The sequence below is a fragment of the Paenibacillus allorhizosphaerae genome (assembly GCF_042659105.1).
GTDB classification, from domain to species: Bacteria; Bacillota; Bacilli; order Paenibacillales; family NBRC-103111; genus Paenibacillus_G; species Paenibacillus_G allorhizosphaerae.
Window position 1 is genome coordinate 37,523 of the sequence record NZ_JBHSRV010000015.1, and the last position, 16,993, is coordinate 54,515.

Below are 16,993 nucleotides of genomic sequence, written 5' to 3' on the forward strand. Positions count from 1 at the left end.
CATGACAGGGACGCTTAGCGCATGAAAAGGGAGTGGGGGTTACCATGCTCGTTACGTTAAAGGAAATGGCCGATCGGGCGGCATCCGCGGCATACGCCGTCCCGGCCTTCAATATTTTCGGCTATGAAGATATCGCTCCGGTCGTGCAGGCGGCCGAGTCGATGAACGCTCCGGTTATCCTCGCAGCGAACCTTGTTGCGGTGAAGCATATGCCGGTGCCGTATTTGGCGCCGCTCATGCTGCGGGCGGCTCGCGATGCGTCGGTTCCCGTGTGCGTTCATCTGGACCACGGCAAAGACTTGCCCGCCTGCATCGAAGCGATCGAACACGGGTTCAGCTCCGTCATGTACGACGGTTCCCAGCTGCCGCTGGAAGACAATATTCGGCGCACGAAAGAAATCGCCGATTACGCCCATGCTCACGGCGTGTCCGTAGAAGCGGAGATCGGCTCGGTCGGCTACAGCGATCCGTCCATTGCGATGAAGCACATGCTGTCCGACCCGGACGAGGTGGAAGTGTTTGTGCGGGAAACGGGCATCGACGCGGTGGCGGTATCCGTCGGCACCGTGCACCGGATGGAGTCGCAGGCGGCCAGCATCGATTTCGATCTGCTGCAGCGCATTCAGGATCGCGTCGGCGTTCCGCTCGTCATCCACGGTTCCAGCGGCGTGCCGGACGATCAACTGCGACGGCTTACCACGTACCGCGTCGCGAAGATCAACATCGGAACGGCACTGCGTATGGCGTTCGGCCGCACGCTTCGCGAAGAAATGGAACGAAAGCCGAAGGAATTCGACCGTATCGCCTTGTTTCAGGAACCGGTGGAGGCGGTGCGGGAAGCGGCTCTGGCCAAGTTCGCCCTTTTGGGCTTCGACACAAAGTGAGGAGAGATGATGATGACCGAGCGACAAACGTTACGCAATTATATTGGCGGCGAATGGGTGGAATCGGTATCCGGACAGCTGGATGCGGTGCCGAATCCGGCGACTGGCGAAACGCTCGCTTACGTGCCGATTTCGTCCAAAGAAGACGTGAATCGCGCCGTTGCTTCGGCGAAGGCCGCTTTTGCGCAGTGGAAGCAGGTAGCCGTTCCGCGGAGGGCGAGGATCCTGTTCAAGTACCAGCAGCTGCTTGTCGAGCACTGGGAGGAATTGGCGCAGCTCGTTACGCAGGAGAACGGCAAAAGCCTCAGCGAAGCGTACGGCGAGGTGCAGCGCGGGATCGAATGCGTGGAATTCGCCGCCGGCGTACCGACGCTCATGATGGGCAGTACGCTGCCGGACATCGCGACGGGGCTTGAGTCCAATATGTACCGCTATCCGCTCGGCGTCGTCGGCGGCATCACGCCGTTCAACTTCCCGATGATGGTGCCGTGCTGGATGTTCCCGCTCGCGATTGCCTGCGGCAATACGTTCGTGCTGAAGCCTTCGGAGCGGACGCCGATTTTGGCTTGCCGCATGGCCGAGCTGTTCGCGGAAGCGGGCTTGCCGGCCGGAGTGCTTAATATCGTGCATGGGGCGCATGATGTCGTGAACGGCCTGCTTGAGCATGCCGACGTCAGCGCGATTTCGTTTGTCGGTTCGCAGCCGGTGGCGGAATACGTGTACAAGACGGCGGCCGCGAACGGCAAACGGGTACAGGCTCTCGCCGGCGCCAAAAACCACTCCATCGTCATGCCGGATGCGAACCTCGATCTGGCGGTCAAGGAGATCATTAACGCCGCTTACGGTTCGGCCGGAGAACGCTGCATGGCGACGTCCGTCGTCGTCGCCGTCGGAGGCATTGCCGACAAGCTGGTGGAACGTCTGGCCGAGGCGGCGCGGTCGATTGCCATCGGCAACGGGCTAGAGGAAGGCGTGTTTCTGGGGCCGGTCATTCGCGATTCGCACAAAGCGCGCACGCTACAATATATCGAAGCCGGCGTACAGGAAGGCGCGAAGCTGATACTGGACGGCCGAACCGTTGAAGCGGCCGGAGGCAGCGGATACTTCGTCGGCCCCACGCTGTTCGACCAGGTGCAGCCGGGCATGAAAATTTGGACGGATGAAATTTTCGCGCCGGTGCTGTCCGTTGTCCGGGTGGCAACGCTCGATGAAGCCATCGAGGTAGCGAACCGCTCGGAGTTCGCCAACGGCGGCTGCCTGTATACCGACAGCGCCAAAGCGATCCGCCATTACCGTGAGCATATCGACGCCGGAATGCTTGGCATCAATGTCGGTGTTCCCGCGCCGATGGCCTTCTTCCCGTTCTCCGGCTACAAAAAGTCGTTCTACGGCGATTTGCACGCGAACGGCAGGGACGGCGTAGAGTTTTATACGCGGAAAAAAATGATGGTTGCCCGGTACTAAGCTTGCCTGGATCTCGAACGATGGAGTCCGGGGCGGCCTGATAAATTCGGCAGCTATCGCTGTATTCGAATGATTGCAACCAAAAAACGGCCATCCCGAACCCGACGGGGAGGCCGTTTTGTTTTGCTTCAAAGCGAAGTGGTTACCGGTATAGGTAACTACTTCAATTCCTGGATGAGCCGCTTCGCCTGACCGTTCGGTGTATCGATGACCTCGTACACTTTTACCGTCATTCTGCTCTCGATCTGGTCCGTTTTCAGGTTGCTGAAGTTGATCGTTTGAACGCCGCTGACAAGCTTGTTCACGCCGACGAAAGGAACGGTTTGCGTAGCGACGACCCGGTTCGAAGCGTCGGTCAGTTCGAGCTGCAGTTTGGAGAAGCCGGCATCGACCACCACTTGCTCCTGCTTGGAGATATTCAGCAGCAGCCTCATTTTAAAGCCGAACTCGTTATCCGATTTGTCGTACGTCCATAAATAGTGGTGTTCCTGAAATTCGATTTGATACGGATAGAGCGAAACGATATTCGTTTGCTTCTCCTTTTGCGGCTGCACGCGGACCGCAGCGAGCGTCAGCCGGTTGGATGGAGATGTTTTATCGTCCACGGCATGAAGGACGAAGCTGTCGCCCGTTTCCGAAAGCGGGATCATATACGAATAGCTGACCACATAGGACGTGTTCGACAACAGGGAAGCAGGCGTCCCGTTCTGCCGGGTTCCGGCATATACTTTGCCGGCCGGGCCGATCAGCTCCGTTTGAAATAACGGAAGCGTCAGCATCGTGTCTCCTCGGTTCGTCACCTTCCATTTGGCGATCGCGGTTCGGTATCCGGAATCCTCGTTCGTATGCGTGTACAAGGACTGCAAACTGAGCTCGATCCGCTCATCCAGCAGGTTGTTGGGCTCAAGGTTCACCGGGTCTCCAAGACGATACGAGATCCCCGCCGGAAGCGGCTCCCCGTTGGCGATATGCTCCGGTTTGAGCTCGAACAGGGCGGCCGGTATTGATATCGTACCCGATCCGGCCGGCTTCTTATTGAAGATGGTCATCTCGATCCGGTTCTCGCCCCATGTTTCGGGAAGGATCGCCGAAAATCGGTAAACCGTCGTTTCCCCAGGCGCCAAAAACGAAGGATGGACACCGTTATCGACAGCGGCGGCGGAAATACCGGAGCCTGCGAACTGGTATTGGGAGGTCAGTCCTGGGACCGCCTCCAGCATGGGACCGGTGTTGCTGAGCTCGGCTCGCGCGGTGAGCTTGCTGCCTTCCGGGGTTTTGACGGCCGATGCCTGCACGATGCGCAGCTCGAGCCCCCGGTTGCCGGATGCTTGCACCGGCACCGACGTTCCGGGCGATTGCAGCACGGCGGAACCCCGCAGCGCGACGGAGCCGTAGTCAATCGTATCCGCCGCATTTTTTTTGCTGAAGTGGAGCTTCAGCTCATTTGCGTTTTTATCTCCCGGGATTGCGGCAGACAGCGTTATGATCGTCTGTTCTCTCGGAAGCAGCGTCGCGTCGCCGCCGGAGACCGGCGCGGCCAAATAAATGAGCCGGTTCGAATCCTTCAGTATGTATTGCAGCGTCGTCGGCAGCTTGTACGAGGACAGCCCGAGATTTTCTACTAGAAGATCAATGTACAGCGTCCATCCGCCGTCCTTGGCGATTCGCATGCTGCGAGCTACTTCAAAGGAGGCCATCGCATCGTCCGGCAGTGTGTTGTCGATTTCATCCACCTCGATATACACCTTCTGCCGTTTCGATCCGCCTTCCGATACGGCCGCCGCCACCGGCAGTGCCCCGATCTCCTTCATAAAGGTCGGCTGTGAGTAATCCCAAGCGAAGAGCATAACGTTCAGTTGGGCGGCTTCCAGCCATACCGGAAGTTCGGCCAAGTAAGCGAAGTCCTCGGATTTTCCCGGAAAAACGCGCGCGTTTTTCTTTTCCGTCAGGCCGGCGGAATACGTTTGCCCGCCGGCATCTTTCACCATGACGCCGTACTCGTTCAAATCGACCGGCTTGCTTCCTTCGTTCGTCAGCTGCAAACGGAAACGGAGCGTCTGGCTCTCCGTGCCGGGCGACAGCGCCGCCTCTTCCAGCGTATAAACGACATCCGGTGCGATGGATACGGCGGTCGATTCGGCGCGTGCAACGCCGGGTGCGCCGTAGAAGCCGCATAAAAAAGTGAATAGTGCCGCCAGTCGCACCCATCGTTTGAAGCGATCCTTGTTGTTGATATCCATTGAGCGTTTCTCCTCCATCCGTGCATACAATCAATCAAACCGCAGCGCGTCGATCGGACGCAGCTTCGATGCTTTGTCCGCCGGATATAAACCGAAAATGACACCGACCAGCACCGAAAACATAAAGGCGTACAAGCTAATATCGAGCGAGATCCGGGTCGCCTGCTGAGAGTTAAAATAAGGCAGCAGCAGCGAAATGGCGATGCCGGCCGTGAGCCCAATCAGTCCGCCCAGACCGCTGATGACGGTTGATTCGACCAAAAATTGCAGCAAAATATTGATCCGCTTCGCCCCGATCGACTTGCGGATGCCGATTTCCCTTGTCCGCTCGCTGACCGTGACGAGCATGATATTCATAATGCCGATCCCCCCGACGAGAAGGGAGATGCACGCTACGCTGACGAGCTGGTTGGTCAAGGTGTTGGTGGCGGCCATTCCGGCCTTCAACAGCTCGTCCTGGTTAATCAATTTGAAGCCCTCGTCCGATTTGAAAGTAAAGGTCAAATATTGCCGCATCGTTTCCTGCGCACGGTAAATAGCCTCTCTTGTCGGCGCTTCGATGTAGGTCGTCCGGATTTGCCCCAGTTTGTATTGCCGTCTTGCCGATTCGAGCGGAACCAGAATCGCCGTGTCGATGGAGCTGCCGCTAATATTGGAGCCTTTCGGCTGGAGCGTGCCGATGACGGTAAAGACGACCCCGTCGATGTTGATATCCTCTCCCGTCGGATCCAAATAGCCGAACAGCGTTCTTGCGACCTCGCTGCCGAGCACAGCCACATTATTGCGAAAATCGTGGTCGGTATGAGATAGGAACCGCCCTTCGGCCAGCTTTGCTTTCATAATCGACTGGTAGCGGTCGTTCGTGCCGATGATCTGAAACTTCTCCTGCTTGCGGTCATATTTGACGTTGGCGTTCGTCTTGACCATCGTTGGCGCGATCGTATCGAATTCGGGCAATGTTTCGAACTTCATCAATTCATCGTAATCGAGCTGGGTGGCCCGGCCGGTGCCGGTGACGTTCACGACGAGCAGATTCGTTCCCAAATTCTCGTACTGCTTCGCAATCTCCTCGGAGGTGCCTCGGCCGATGGAGACTAGCGTCACTACCGAGCTGACGCCGATAATGACGCCGAGCATCGTCAGCATCGTGCGCATCGGGTTGGCCGTCACCGTTTTGAGCGCCATCGCGATCAGTTCGAGCAGCCTCATGAAGTCGCCTCCCTCGGCAAGCCGGCGGCAGAGAGCGAGGCAAGCCGTTCATCATCGACGATCTCGCCGTCCCTGAGCGTGACGACCCGTTTCGCATGCGTGGCGATATGGCGGTCGTGGGTAATCAGCACGATCGTATTGCCGCCTTCGTTCAGCTCGATCATCAGCTCAAGCACCTCCTGGCCAGTGCGGGAATCAAGCGCGCCGGTCGGCTCGTCGGCGAGAAGCAGCGACGGCCCGATAGCCAGCGCCCGTGCGATCGCCACACGCTGCTGTTGTCCGCCGGACAGCTCGCTCGGCTTGTGATGCCCCCGTTCGCCCATGCCGAGCTTAGCCAGCATCCGGCTCGCTCGCTCGCGCCGCTCTCGTTTCGGCATGCCGGCGTAAATCATCGGCAGCTCGACGTTCTCGGCTGCGGTCAGGCGCGGCAGCAAATTAAACTGTTGGAAAATAAAGCCGATTTTCCGATTTCTCATTTCGGCGAGCTGATTGTCTGACATTTTCTCCGTCTGGACGCCGTCCAATGTGTAGGAACCGGAGGAGGGAATATCGAGCAGCCCGATCGTATTCATTAGCGTCGACTTGCCCGATCCGCTCGGTCCGATGATTGCGACAAAATCGCCCGTTTCCACGTTCATGGTAATGCTCTTTAAAATGGTCAGCGGCTCCGCGCCCCGATAGTATACCTTTGTAATGCCGGATAGCTCGATGATATTCATGTTCGTCACCGTCCCTGCTGCTCGTCAGAGTAAAGAAAGCGAATTCATTTAATGCTATAAATCAATAGCGTGATAAATTAATAACGCGATAAATATTGATAAATTCGGGAGAAACACGTTCTGCCTCCCAACAATGCTTTGCTTCAAACTCGAATGCATTTTCCTCGAAAACGCTTCGACCGGAAATTATTTTTTATTAGCTGTCGACGGCGCTTTCGCCCCGGCGTTTGCTCCACCGGCGCCGCCTCCAGCACCTCCAGTGGCTGCAGGCGGCGTATCGGTAGGCTGGAACTGCTGGCGAAGTCGGGCATTTTCCTGAGGGGTGCCTTCGGCAAGCTTCTGTATCGTTGGAATGATGACGCGATCGCTTTCGTTCAGCCCTTCCGCGATTTCCACATCGGTTTTGCTACGGATGCCAATCTTCACCTCGTGCATCGGGTTCACGGTGCCGTCCTGCTGCACCAGCGTCACGTACCGTTTGCCCTGCTTTTGCTGAATCGCCTCGATCGGCAGCAGCAGCGCATTTTTCTTTTCCTTTACGAGGATTTCGCCGGTGGCGGTCATGCCGTACTTCAAATCACGCGTATTTTTCACGGCAAGCGCAACATCAAAGAACGTAACTCCATTCACGGTATTACCTACGGACGAAACCTGATTCACCTCGGCCTGAAACACCCGGTCCGGCATCGAGTCGACCCGCACATCCGCCTTGAGTCCCGCCTTTACGCTCGGTAAATCGAGCTCGTCGACTTGAATCGGCAGCTGCATGTTGTCCAGACTGGCGACACCGCCGAATTGTGTGTTGGTCGTTACTTTCGATCCGACGGTCACGCTGTTCAGTATGTTCGTCTTCTTGTTGACGAAATCGGTGGAAAATACGCCGTCGAACGGAGCCTTTACCTTGAGCGCATCCACTTTTTCCTTCAGATCGGACACCGCGATGCGCTGCTGATCGACGGCCGTCTGCTTATTCGCCACGTCGTCGCCGATCGTATCGTTAACGATGGTGCTAAGGATGTCTCCGCTTTGAACAATCATTCCTGATTTGAAAGGAAACGTTCCGATGCTCCCGGCTACGTTCGCAAGTACGGTAACCACCGAACTGTACTGCAATGTTGCCAGATCGGTCGATTTGACGATGCGCTCTCCGATTCGAACTTCGCCTTTCGCTTTCATGCCCGCGTCCATCGTACTGTCGTTCGGCACGGACACCTCGACATCAATAATTTTGCCTCCTTTGGCGTCGGCTTTCGGCTGACGGCCGATGCTTTGGATGCGACCGGTCTTGGTCAGCATGAACCCGTCCAAAAACAAATCGATCGAATCGCCGATTGTAAACTGAACGGCGTCTTCGAGCGGAAACGGCACATTGACGGTGAGCGTATTCAAATCGGAGATCGTCGCGAGCTTGGTCGTTTTGGTGACGGTCGTCCCGACGTCAATATTGTTCGCATATACCAGCTTGCCGCCGATCGGCGCTTTCGTCTGCAGCGAATTCATCTGCTGCTTCAAATCGTTCAATTCTTTATTGAGCTGGTTCAACGTCACCTGGGCCTTCTGGTAGTTGGTATCGAGCGTAGGGCTGGATACTTCGAACAGCAATTCTCCTTGCTTTACATTTTTGATGCGGCTCAGCCGGATCGATTTGATGGTCCCGTCCGAGGGCGCGATGATCGTCTGCATATCCTTCGGCTCGAGCTGCGACGTTCCGGATATGGTAAACCGGATGTCTCCACGCCTGACCTCCGCGGTCATCTCCTGCTCGGTCGGCTTGCCTGAATTTTGTGTACGCGAAACATACGCATACAACGAACCACCGGCGATGGCTAACGCAAGCAGGGCTATTGCGGTCTTCTTTTTGGCGGCTGAGTTCATTCCAATTCCTCCTGAAGGTATTAGCCAACTAATTCAAAATGTATGCGCTTACTTTTTAACGCAACAATCAAGGAATCGTCTCGTTTCAGCGCTATCGCGTATAGATTTTACAATATATTACCATAAAAATATGACAGAAATAATAAAGTTTATGTCATATTTTTTATGGAATCGAAGAAGTAGGAAGGAGGTAGGCCCTGCCGCGGCCGCCTTGTTCAGGAAAAAGATTGACAGGCGAGGCGGCAAGTGTGCGAGGAATTTATCGGATTGAATATTCGCCACGCATCCGATTTCAACATTTTGGAAAATAATGATTGCGCTGTAACGTAATATGAATTACATTACAAAGTAATGGAGGTGTTGTGGAAATGATGGATGACCTGCAGCTTAACGTTTCGCTGCTCCGCCGACGTGTTCCGAATCTTACTACAGCTGCACGCGCAGCCGGATTACGCCCGGCGACCGTATCGAATCTATGCACGGGCAAGACGCCGGTAGGGAATGCCGAGGTAAAAACGTTAGTGATTCTAGCAAATCTAGCGGGATGCAGTCTCGATGAACTCATTATTCGCGGCGGGGGTACGGCGATGATCGAAACCGGCATAAAAGTGCTCGATATGTTCGCGCCCATCGTTAGAGGAGGCACGATCGGCCTTGCGGGGCGCCGCGGAAGCGGCCAACTGGTAATGCTGGCCGAGCTTTGCCGCCGAATGAAGCGACGCGGGTATGAGACGGTCTTTTGGAAGCCGGAAGGGGAGGCCAACGGTATCGGCAATGTGGAGAAAGCGGCTGATGCTGCGTTTGCGGAGCTAGGGGAGGTAGCCGAGCATATCGCCTCCGTTCGCAACGAACGGGATGTGTTCCTGTGCGCCGATCGAACGGTAGTCCTTTCCGGAGAGTTATTCGCTTTGCGGGAACGTCTGGAGGAAGCGGGAATAAGGCCGGTGACGACGGCGCTCGTCGACATCCTGTTTGAAGCGATTGATGAAGAAGTGCCTTACGGGCCGTTGGATACGTTTTTAAGATTCGATGTGGATTTATCCGCTCGAGGACTGTTTCCGGCCGTCGATCCGGTATTTTCCATCTCTACGATGCTGGAAGGCGCTTTGTTGGAAGCGGCGCATTTGACGCTTCAGCAGCGGGCGCGCAAATTGCTTCGGCGTTACCGGGAACTGCGGGCGGTTGTCGGCGCCAAAGGGTTCGGGGTGTTAACGGAATCGGATGCAGTCGCTTATCAGCGGGGAGAGCGGCTCGAAGCTTATCTTTCGCAGCCGTTCTATGCCACGGAAGTTTTTACGAACAAGCAGGGGGAGTGGGTGTCGCTGCAGGATACACTCGATGACGTTCGGCGCATTTTGGACGGCGCGTCCGATCATACGGAGGTTAAGAAGCTGTATTTTACAGGACGATTAGCGATACATGAAGTGCCGGGGGAACAATAAATCGACAGGCAAAGGAGCGGTAGCCGGTGACCCGATCGTTTTCAAATCCAATGCAGCATCCGGACTGGATCGATCCCCACAGCAGGGCATGGTATGAGCAGCTTGCCGGGGAGTATGGAGAATACGCTTATCCGTGGAAGTCGGAGTTTGAAGAGCCCAGAGCAGAAGATACGTTCGGGCAGTTATTGGCGGCGAGTATTGGGGAGAACTCCCGGCTGCTCGATGTCGGCTGCGGCCACGGAGACTTCCTTCACCGTTGGGCGATCAAAGCGAAGGAAGCGGTAGGGATTGATATCGTAGACGCGTTTATCGCCACGGCCAATCGCCGGAAACCGCAGCAGTCGTATCGCTTCATTGCTGTGAATGCGAATGAAGGGCTGCCGTTCGAAGACGATTATTTTGACGTCGTCTGCTCGAAAAAGGGACCATGGCTGTTTCGGGAAAACAACCGGGAAGGCAGAAGAGTGATCAAGCCGGGCGGGACGGTGCTGCATTTGATGCACGGCGGAACGGACGGCGGCCTGCGCGCGCTGTTTCCCGACTTGTACACACCGGTGCCGGCATTCGATACAAACCGATCGCTCCAGCACATCGCGAATCATCTCGAGCTTCCCGGAAGCGGCTTGTCCGACATCGAAATCCGGATCATCGAAGAAACGGAATATCTTTCAAGACCGGTCGATGTGTTGATCAAAAAATATTTTGGTCAAAGCCGTCGTTTACGAGAACAGGTTTGGAGGGAACGACTGAAAGATATTGAAGAAATTTTTCATAAGCATGTAACTTCCAGAGGGCTGAAGGTGACGAATCTGTATTATATCGTGACCGGCAGGGCGCCAGCATAGGATACCGGCTTAAAGAGGACGGAGAATGGGAACTTGAACCCGGGCTATCCCTTACCATGCCATGCCGGCTGCACAAATAAGGTGTCCTGACCAAGTCCGTCGACTTGGCAGGACACCTTTTGTGTTAGCGCGATAATCCAACCGCTTTCCGGTTATTGCGCGAACGGGATCAATGTCGTGCTGACCGCATGCTCGGCGGCTAGATGCAATACCGAAGTTATGATAATAACCGCTACTTCACCGCATAAGCGGCGGCAGCCGTGCAAAAACGCTCCAATGCTTCCTGAAGCAGCGAACGTGGGCAAGCGAGGTTGATCCGCAAGTAGCCTTCCGCTTCCGTTCCGAAAACGGAGCCTTCGCTGAAGGCGACTCTCGCTTCCTCGAACATCAGCTTCTTCAACCCCTTCACGTCGAGACGGAGGCCGCGGCAGTCGAGCCACAGCAAGTACGTGCCGTCGGGACGCATCACTTCGATCTGCGGCAAATGCTCGGATAAATAGCGGATCGCATATTCAACGTTGCCGTCGATATATTGCAGCAGCTCGTCCAGCCACTCGTCGCCTTCGTTATAGGCGGCTTGTACCGCATCCGGCACGAAAAAGTTTGTCATATGGAGGCTGAGCGTCTTCATGCGCATATCGAACTTTCGCTTGATGTCCGGATTCGACGCTACGATGAAGGACGATTGAATGCCCGGCAAATTGAATGTCTTGGTCGGCGCCAGGCAAGTAAGCGTAATATTCGCCAGTTCCTCGGACAACGAGGCAAACGGCACGTGCGTATGCCCGGGGAGCGCCAGGTCACAGTGAATTTCGTCGGAAATGACCGTGACGCCGTGACGAAGGCACAGCTCCCCGAGACGCAGCAGCTCTTCGCGGTCCCAGATGCGTCCGCCCGGGTTGTGCGGGCTGCAAAGCAGCAGAAGCTTCGCGCCTCCCCGCATCAGCTCTTCCAGGTGCGCGTAATCCATTTCGTACCTGCCATCACGCAAAATGAGCGGATTTTTCGCTACTTCCCGGCCGTTCATGCGAATGACGTCGTAGAACGGATAATAGACCGGCGATTGCAAAATCACTTGGCTTCCCGGCTCGCTGTACAGCTCTACGGCAAGGCTTAACGAAGTGACGATCCCGGGGGAATCCGTGGTCCATTCCGGCCGAAGCGTCCAGTGATGGCGCCGCTCGAACCAGCGGACGATGGCTTCCACATAGGTGTTGCTTTTGATGCTGTACCCGTAAATCCCCAGCTCGGCACGACGGACGAGCGCTTCCTTCACGGCGGGAGGGCTTTCGAAATCCATGTCGGCCACCCACAGCGGCATAATATCTTCGCTGCCGAACAATTTCCCGGATTGGTCCCATTTATACGAATGGGTGTTACGGCGGTCAATGATGCGGTCAAAATTAAACTTCAAGCAGCTCACCTCATTTTACATAGCGGTTTCCAACCTATCTAAGTATTGTACCATGTTTTGCAGGGCAATCGTTACTCCCTTCGCTGCAATTGTGTAATCGCCGCAAAGGGGTATACTGGAAACAGACATAAGATTCATCGATAAAAAGGAGTTGAGCCTGTGCTGCAGCAAAAGTCGGACGATTACCATGTATATATCGGATGTTACGCCCCGGAAACATCCGCGGGCATTTATCAGTTTGCATTTCAACGGGAAACCGGTATGCTCACGCTGAAACAGGAGCTCGCGGGGATTGCCAATCCTTCTTTTCTCGAGGTAAATCCGGCGGAGACAAGGTTGTATGCAGTCAGCGAGACCGAGCAAGGGAAGGTGTACAGCATCGCGATTGAGCCAAGCGGCGGAGGACTGCGGATCATGGACGAGCAGCCTACGCTTGGAAGCGCGCCCTGCCATCTGCGGCTGTGCGGGGAGGGGAGTCTGCTGGCCGCAGCCAACTATAACGGCGGCAATGTCGTGCTGTATCCGATTGAAGCGGGCGGCGGCATCGGTCCGCTCGCTTGCGAAGCCAAACATGAGGGAGGCAGCGTCAACCCGCAGCGGCAGGAGGGACCGCATCCGCACTCCGTATTTCCGGACCCGTCCGGGCAATATATATTGGTCCCTGATCTGGGGACGGATCGGATCATGGTGTACCGGTTGGACCGGTGCGAGCGGAAGCTGGTCCTCCATCGCGAAGTGGCGGCGCGGCCCGGCTCCGGCCCGAGGCATCTTGCGTTTCATCCGAACGGAGACGCGCTGTATGTCATTCACGAGCTCGACTCGACCGTTACTTCGTATGCATATGATGCGGCGGACGGCGAATTGAATGAGCAGGGGACCTACTCGACGCTTCCGGCCGATTATAAAGGATGGAACGGCTGCGCCGAAATTAAAGTATCGCCTTGCGGGCGTTACTTGTACGCCTCCAACCGCGGACATGACAGCATCGCCGTATTCAGGATTGCGGAAGACCGCGTTCGTCTGACGGCTATAGAGCATGTGTCCACCGGAGGACGGACGCCGCGCAATTTTGCGGTTACGCCGGATGGCTCTTATTTGATCGCCGCGAATCAGGACTCCGACACGATCGTTACGTTCGCCATCGATTCCGGTACGGGAAGATTGGCGGAGGCTGCGCGGGAAACCGGCATCAAGAAGCCGGTGTGTGTCTTCATCGCCGCGCGTTAACGTAATTTTCCGAGCCGCATGACAGCTATCCATACCGGCAAAGGCGGCTTACATATACTGAATGGGAGCGGAGGGACGGGACCGCTGCTTATTTCAGTATAAGGAGTGATTCGGATGGGTTTCTTTGGCGGTTCGCTTAGTTGTTTCGGCGGGTTTGTAGCGGCAGGCGCCATTTTGGTGTTGTTCATTTTGCTCATCATTGTGGCTAGCTTCGGATTTTTCGGAGTGTAAGTTCCGCCTTTTACGGAAGCGGACGGAATGAGAATTGCAGCTTGTCTCTATCGGGTGCCGGGCTGCAATTTAGTTTTGAGGTGGCAACTTATTGCGAAGGACCGTCCAAGACTGCGACTTCACCTCGATAAGGGGGGGATAGTATGATCTCCGTCATATGCTGCACTATGAGGGAAGAGTTTATGGATAATGTTTTTCAAAATTACGAGAATCAAGATTATGGCCCGAAAGAATTGATTATTATTTTGAATCGAGACGATATGGACTTGCATAAATGGCGGGAGAGGGCCAAAAAATACCAAGATGTCACGGTATACAAGCAGCCGGGCACGAAAACCTTGGGGGAATGTTTGAATTACGGGATTCATCGGAGCAAATACGATACGATCGCCAAAATAGACGACGATGATTTCTACATGCCCGGGTATCTTTCGCAGCAAATGAAAGCGATGAATATGATGGATGCGGACGTGGTCTGTAAGCGAACGGTCTATATGTATTTTATGCAGGAAAAGATGCTTGCCGTGCATTTGCATTACAGGGTAGTCAACAAATTTTTGACCAAAAGCGGAGGGGTTAAGGGCTCAACGCTGCTGTTCAGGAAGAAGGTCGCCGAGAAAGTGAAGTTCCCCGATTTGAACAGAGGGGAAGATTCCTTCTTTATAGCCAAATGCTTGGAAAAACACTACAAGGTTTACGCCACGGACAAAAAGAATTACGTATGCCTGCGCAGACCTGAATCTTATCACACCTGGAATGTAGCGAACGACCATTTGAAGAGGAAATCAAAGCTCATATGCATAACCAACGATTACAAACGGTTTCTCGAAAATAAGAAAAAGAAAGTCGATGAGGTGGCACATGACGGGCAACCTCATATATAAGCATCGCACATCGGACAAAAAGATTGCGTTAACTTTTGACGACGGACCCGACCCGAAGCATACGCCGTTTCTTCTAGATTTGCTTAAAGCGGCAGGGGCGAAAGCGACGTTTTTTGCCGTAGGACGACAGCTGGAAAGCTATCCGAGCCTGGCGCGACGGATCGTTGAGGAAGGGCATGATTTGGGCAATCATACGTACAGCCACCCGGATTTGTCGAAATTGGATGCCGGGCCAATGCACGAGGAGCTGCTGAAAACCGAGCTCATCATTCAAAATATTACGGAAACAAAGCCCCGCTTATTCCGCCCGCCGTACTTGTCCTGTAATCGTCAGGTGGTGAAGGCTGCACAAAAATTTGGATATTTGACGATCATGGCTTCTATAGACACGCACGATTACAAAAGACCCGGCGTCAAACCTATTGTTGGCACAGTCATGTCCAAACTAAATAAAGGCGCCATTGTGCTCATGCACGATTCCGGCGGTGATCGGCGCCAAACGATAGAAGCAATGGAAAAGCTGCTGGGCAAGTTAAACAAGAAACAATATGAATGCGTAAGTGTCACCGAGCTGTTCCATTCACCGAATTCCCATGAGGATGCCTAAGCGACCGCGGGAACAAGACGGCAAGCAGAAGGGGATTAGTCCCCCGCATGGTTTGTGGCGGCGCGAAACTGGCTCGGATTTTGCCCGAAGCAAGCGGTAAACTGCTTGGTGAAGTAAAACGGGCTGTGAAAGCCGACTTCTTCCGCTACTTCCGAGATGCGCAGCGATGTGTGCTCCAGAAGCCGCGCCGCATGGCGCAAGCGAAGCTTGATGAGCGTATCCATCACCGAATCGCCGGTCTGTTCGCGGAACAAATGCGACAGGCGCGAGGGAGACAAAAGTACCCGGTGCGCAAGCGATTCGATCGTATGCTGCTCCTTCAGATGGGAGCTAATATAGTTCAGCGTTTCCTCAATACGCGGGTCCAGGTGCCCGCGTTTTTGCGTGTTTTTGGCCAGCAGCACGACGATTTCCTCCATCGCGTTCAGTGACAGCAGACGCTGGTAGTAATCCGTTCCATCCTCGAGACTGTACTTGAGCAGTCGCTCGAAGGCGGTGACGATCCGCTCGAATGTCGTCTTGTGCTCGAACTTCAGCCGAATAAGGCCTCCGCCAGACATGGCTGGCTGCAGCAGCTCGGACCAGCGCGGTTCGGGTACGAAGTGCGCCCAATAAAAGTCCCAATCATGCCCTTCCGGCGTGTAGTAATGGTGAGGCACGCCAGGCGGCAGCAGGATGACATCCCCCTCGCAGCAGCTTACACTGCGGCCGTCCGACCGGTATTCGCCCTGCCCGGCGATCGTAAATGTCATAAGCCAATCGCGCGTCCCTTTGGAACGCATGGTCGCATAGCCGTAGGTTTCGCGAAAATGCCCGGCCACCAGTATGCCCGGAGGCGGAGCTTTTGTTTCTTTTACAGGATCGTTGTGGTGTTCAGCCACGTGTTCATTCCCCCTTGCCATACGCTCACGATTGCAGCATATGGATATAGTTATTCATAACAGAGAGCTTCGGACACTCATCTGTAGCAGGATTGTTAAGGTATTCAGCTGCTCTATTCATTCCAGTATCCGCAAGTTCATTTTATAATACAATCAAGAAATATTCGAGGTTCACCCTAAAATACAGGAGGGGTAGCGATGACTTTACAGGCGCTTGGTGGCGTATTGTCCGAAACACAAAAGCAGCAGTTTCGTGAAGAAGGTTTTTTAGTGGTGCAGGGTTTGTTCCAAGAGGAAGTAAGCGAGTTGAAGGAGCTGTTCATGGATTTGCATGCAGCCGGGCCGATACCGGGCTACTTTCATCCCGTTTCTGCGGAAGAAGCGGGGGGAGATATACTGAAGCAGTATCCGCGCATGATGCATCCTCACCGCTATAACGAGACGGCGATGGGGTATATGCTTCACCCGAAGGTCATGAATGTACTCGCCGACCTTTACGGAGAAGAGCCGCTCGCTGCGCAGAGCATGTTTTATTTCAAGCCGCCGGGGGCGAAAGGGCAGGCGCTGCACCAGGACAATTTCTACTTGAAGGTGGAGCCTGGTACGTGCATCGCTGCCTGGACCGCGGTCGATACGGCCGATGAAGAGAACGGCGGGCTGTTCGTCGTGCCGGAGTCGAACCGACTTGATATTTTGTGCCCGCATCGGGCGGACCCGGCCGTATCGTTCACGAGAGAAGAAGTCGATGTGCCGGAAGGCTATGAGCCTGTGCCGGTCAGGTTGGAAGCGGGAGATGTGCTTTTCTTCAACGGCAGCGTCATTCACGGATCATATCCGAACACATCGGCCGACCGTTTCCGCCGGGCGTTCATTTGCCACTACGCCAATTCTTCGGCGACGAAGATCGGCAAGCATTATAAGCCGATGTACCATTATGACGGTACAGAGGTACAGGGCATCGATAATAATATGGACGGCGGGCCGTGCGGCACGGAATACGAGGCGAAGGAAGCGCATTGACGCTTCCTTTTTTTAATTGCGGCGGATATACTTTCCTATGCAAGGTTTTCT

At 54.9% G+C, this 16,993-nt stretch carries 15 protein-coding genes; 9 read left to right on the plus strand and 6 right to left on the minus strand.

The window, feature by feature from the left end; all coding sequences use genetic code 11:
• Positions 1–44 precede the first annotated feature (44 nt).
• Together ACFQI7_RS31380 and ACFQI7_RS31385 are read left to right on the plus strand one after the other, a co-directional pair.
• Positions 45–884, plus strand: a complete 840-nt coding sequence (locus ACFQI7_RS31380) for a class II fructose-bisphosphate aldolase (RefSeq protein WP_218101768.1) — start codon at positions 45–47, stop codon at positions 882–884.
• A gap of 9 nt (positions 885–893) precedes the next feature.
• A complete protein-coding gene (locus ACFQI7_RS31385; RefSeq protein ID WP_377518211.1) occupies positions 894–2,348 on the plus strand; it encodes a CoA-acylating methylmalonate-semialdehyde dehydrogenase in 1,455 nt (484 codons plus the stop codon).
• Positions 2,349–2,506: 158 nt separating this feature from the next.
• Here the strand turns inward: ACFQI7_RS31385 and ACFQI7_RS31390 are convergent, their stop codons facing one another.
• From ACFQI7_RS31390 to ACFQI7_RS31405, 4 genes are all read right to left on the minus strand, one after another.
• Positions 2,507–4,588 carry a hypothetical protein gene (locus ACFQI7_RS31390; protein WP_218101766.1) on the minus strand — a complete coding sequence of 694 codons (2,082 nt, stop codon included), beginning with the start codon at positions 4,586–4,588 and terminating at the stop codon, positions 2,507–2,509.
• Positions 4,589–4,618: 30 nt separating this feature from the next.
• A complete protein-coding gene (locus ACFQI7_RS31395) occupies positions 4,619–5,797 on the minus strand; it encodes an ABC transporter permease (protein WP_218101765.1) in 1,179 nt (392 codons plus the stop codon).
• Complete coding sequence (locus ACFQI7_RS31400) at positions 5,794–6,516, minus strand: ABC transporter ATP-binding protein (protein ID WP_329958274.1); 723 nt, start codon at positions 6,514–6,516, stop codon at positions 5,794–5,796. Before ACFQI7_RS31400 ends, ACFQI7_RS31395 begins: the two co-directional genes overlap by 4 nt.
• 186 nt (positions 6,517–6,702) lie before the next feature.
• Positions 6,703–8,391, minus strand: coding sequence for an efflux RND transporter periplasmic adaptor subunit (locus ACFQI7_RS31405; protein ID WP_218101764.1), 1,689 nt, complete (start codon positions 8,389–8,391; stop codon positions 6,703–6,705).
• Between the two features lie 368 nt (positions 8,392–8,759).
• On the opposite strand from ACFQI7_RS31405, the gene ACFQI7_RS31410 reads away from it, so the two are divergent.
• Both ACFQI7_RS31410 and ACFQI7_RS31415 read left to right on the plus strand, forming a co-directional pair.
• Entirely contained in the window at positions 8,760–9,833 is a 1,074-nt protein-coding gene (locus ACFQI7_RS31410; RefSeq protein ID WP_329958272.1) for an ATP synthase beta subunit C-terminal domain-containing protein, read from the plus strand.
• 26 nt (positions 9,834–9,859) lie between these two features.
• The gene (locus ACFQI7_RS31415; RefSeq protein ID WP_218101763.1) at positions 9,860–10,678 is read left to right on the plus strand and encodes a class I SAM-dependent methyltransferase; all 819 of its coding nucleotides are present in this window, start codon (positions 9,860–9,862) and stop codon (positions 10,676–10,678) included.
• A gap of 232 nt (positions 10,679–10,910) precedes the next feature.
• On the opposite strand, the gene ACFQI7_RS31420 is transcribed toward ACFQI7_RS31415, so the two are convergent.
• Positions 10,911–12,092 (minus strand): MalY/PatB family protein, encoded by a 1,182-nt coding sequence (locus tag ACFQI7_RS31420; protein WP_218101762.1) that lies wholly within the window; start codon positions 12,090–12,092, stop codon positions 10,911–10,913.
• Positions 12,093–12,251: 159 nt separating this feature from the next.
• Here ACFQI7_RS31420 and ACFQI7_RS31425 point away from each other — a divergent pair, with 159 nt between their 5' ends.
• The 4 genes from ACFQI7_RS31425 to ACFQI7_RS31440 all read left to right on the plus strand — a co-directional run bounded on the left by ACFQI7_RS31425 (position 12,252) and on the right by ACFQI7_RS31440 (position 15,041).
• Positions 12,252–13,319 carry a lactonase family protein gene (locus ACFQI7_RS31425; RefSeq protein WP_218101761.1) on the plus strand — a complete coding sequence of 356 codons (1,068 nt, stop codon included), beginning with the start codon at positions 12,252–12,254 and terminating at the stop codon, positions 13,317–13,319.
• A 114-nt stretch (positions 13,320–13,433) separates the two neighbouring features.
• On the plus strand, positions 13,434–13,550 hold the full coding sequence (locus ACFQI7_RS31430) for a YjcZ family sporulation protein (protein ID WP_218101760.1): 117 nt from the start codon (positions 13,434–13,436) through the stop codon (positions 13,548–13,550).
• 143 nt (positions 13,551–13,693) lie between these two features.
• Positions 13,694–14,434, plus strand: coding sequence for a glycosyltransferase (locus tag ACFQI7_RS31435; protein ID WP_268966852.1), 741 nt, complete (start codon positions 13,694–13,696; stop codon positions 14,432–14,434).
• A complete protein-coding gene (locus tag ACFQI7_RS31440) occupies positions 14,412–15,041 on the plus strand; it encodes a polysaccharide deacetylase family protein (RefSeq protein WP_218101758.1) in 630 nt (209 codons plus the stop codon). Before ACFQI7_RS31435 ends, ACFQI7_RS31440 begins: the two co-directional genes overlap by 23 nt.
• 35 nt (positions 15,042–15,076) lie before the next feature.
• On the opposite strand, the gene ACFQI7_RS31445 is transcribed toward ACFQI7_RS31440, so the two are convergent.
• The gene (locus ACFQI7_RS31445) at positions 15,077–15,922 is read right to left on the minus strand and encodes a helix-turn-helix domain-containing protein (RefSeq protein WP_218101757.1); all 846 of its coding nucleotides are present in this window, start codon (positions 15,920–15,922) and stop codon (positions 15,077–15,079) included.
• Positions 15,923–16,120: 198 nt separating this feature from the next.
• Between ACFQI7_RS31445 and ACFQI7_RS31450 the strand changes: the two genes are divergently transcribed.
• The gene (locus ACFQI7_RS31450) at positions 16,121–16,942 is read left to right on the plus strand and encodes a phytanoyl-CoA dioxygenase family protein (protein WP_218101756.1); all 822 of its coding nucleotides are present in this window, start codon (positions 16,121–16,123) and stop codon (positions 16,940–16,942) included.
• Positions 16,943–16,993 lie beyond the last annotated feature (51 nt).

Bases quoted from the DNA above. Each gene is read 5' to 3' on its own strand.
- ACFQI7_RS31380 (WP_218101768.1), top strand. From the start codon at position 45: ATGCTCGTTACGTTAAAGGAAATGGCCGATCGGGCGGCATCCGCGGCA.
- ACFQI7_RS31385 (WP_377518211.1), top strand. From the start codon at position 894: ATGATGACCGAGCGACAAACGTTACGCAATTATATTGGCGGCGAATGG.
- ACFQI7_RS31390 (WP_218101766.1), bottom strand. From the start codon at position 4,588: ATGGATATCAACAACAAGGATCGCTTCAAACGATGGGTGCGACTGGCG.
- ACFQI7_RS31395 (WP_218101765.1), bottom strand. From the start codon at position 5,797: ATGAGGCTGCTCGAACTGATCGCGATGGCGCTCAAAACGGTGACGGCC.
- ACFQI7_RS31400 (WP_329958274.1), bottom strand. From the start codon at position 6,516: ATGAATATCATCGAGCTATCCGGCATTACAAAGGTATACTATCGGGGC.
- ACFQI7_RS31405 (WP_218101764.1), bottom strand. From the start codon at position 8,391: ATGAACTCAGCCGCCAAAAAGAAGACCGCAATAGCCCTGCTTGCGTTA.
- ACFQI7_RS31410 (WP_329958272.1), top strand. From the start codon at position 8,760: ATGATGGATGACCTGCAGCTTAACGTTTCGCTGCTCCGCCGACGTGTT.
- ACFQI7_RS31430 (WP_218101760.1), top strand. From the start codon at position 13,434: ATGGGTTTCTTTGGCGGTTCGCTTAGTTGTTTCGGCGGGTTTGTAGCG.
- ACFQI7_RS31435 (WP_268966852.1), top strand. From the start codon at position 13,694: ATGATCTCCGTCATATGCTGCACTATGAGGGAAGAGTTTATGGATAAT.
- ACFQI7_RS31440 (WP_218101758.1), top strand. From the start codon at position 14,412: ATGACGGGCAACCTCATATATAAGCATCGCACATCGGACAAAAAGATT.
- ACFQI7_RS31450 (WP_218101756.1), top strand. From the start codon at position 16,121: ATGACTTTACAGGCGCTTGGTGGCGTATTGTCCGAAACACAAAAGCAG.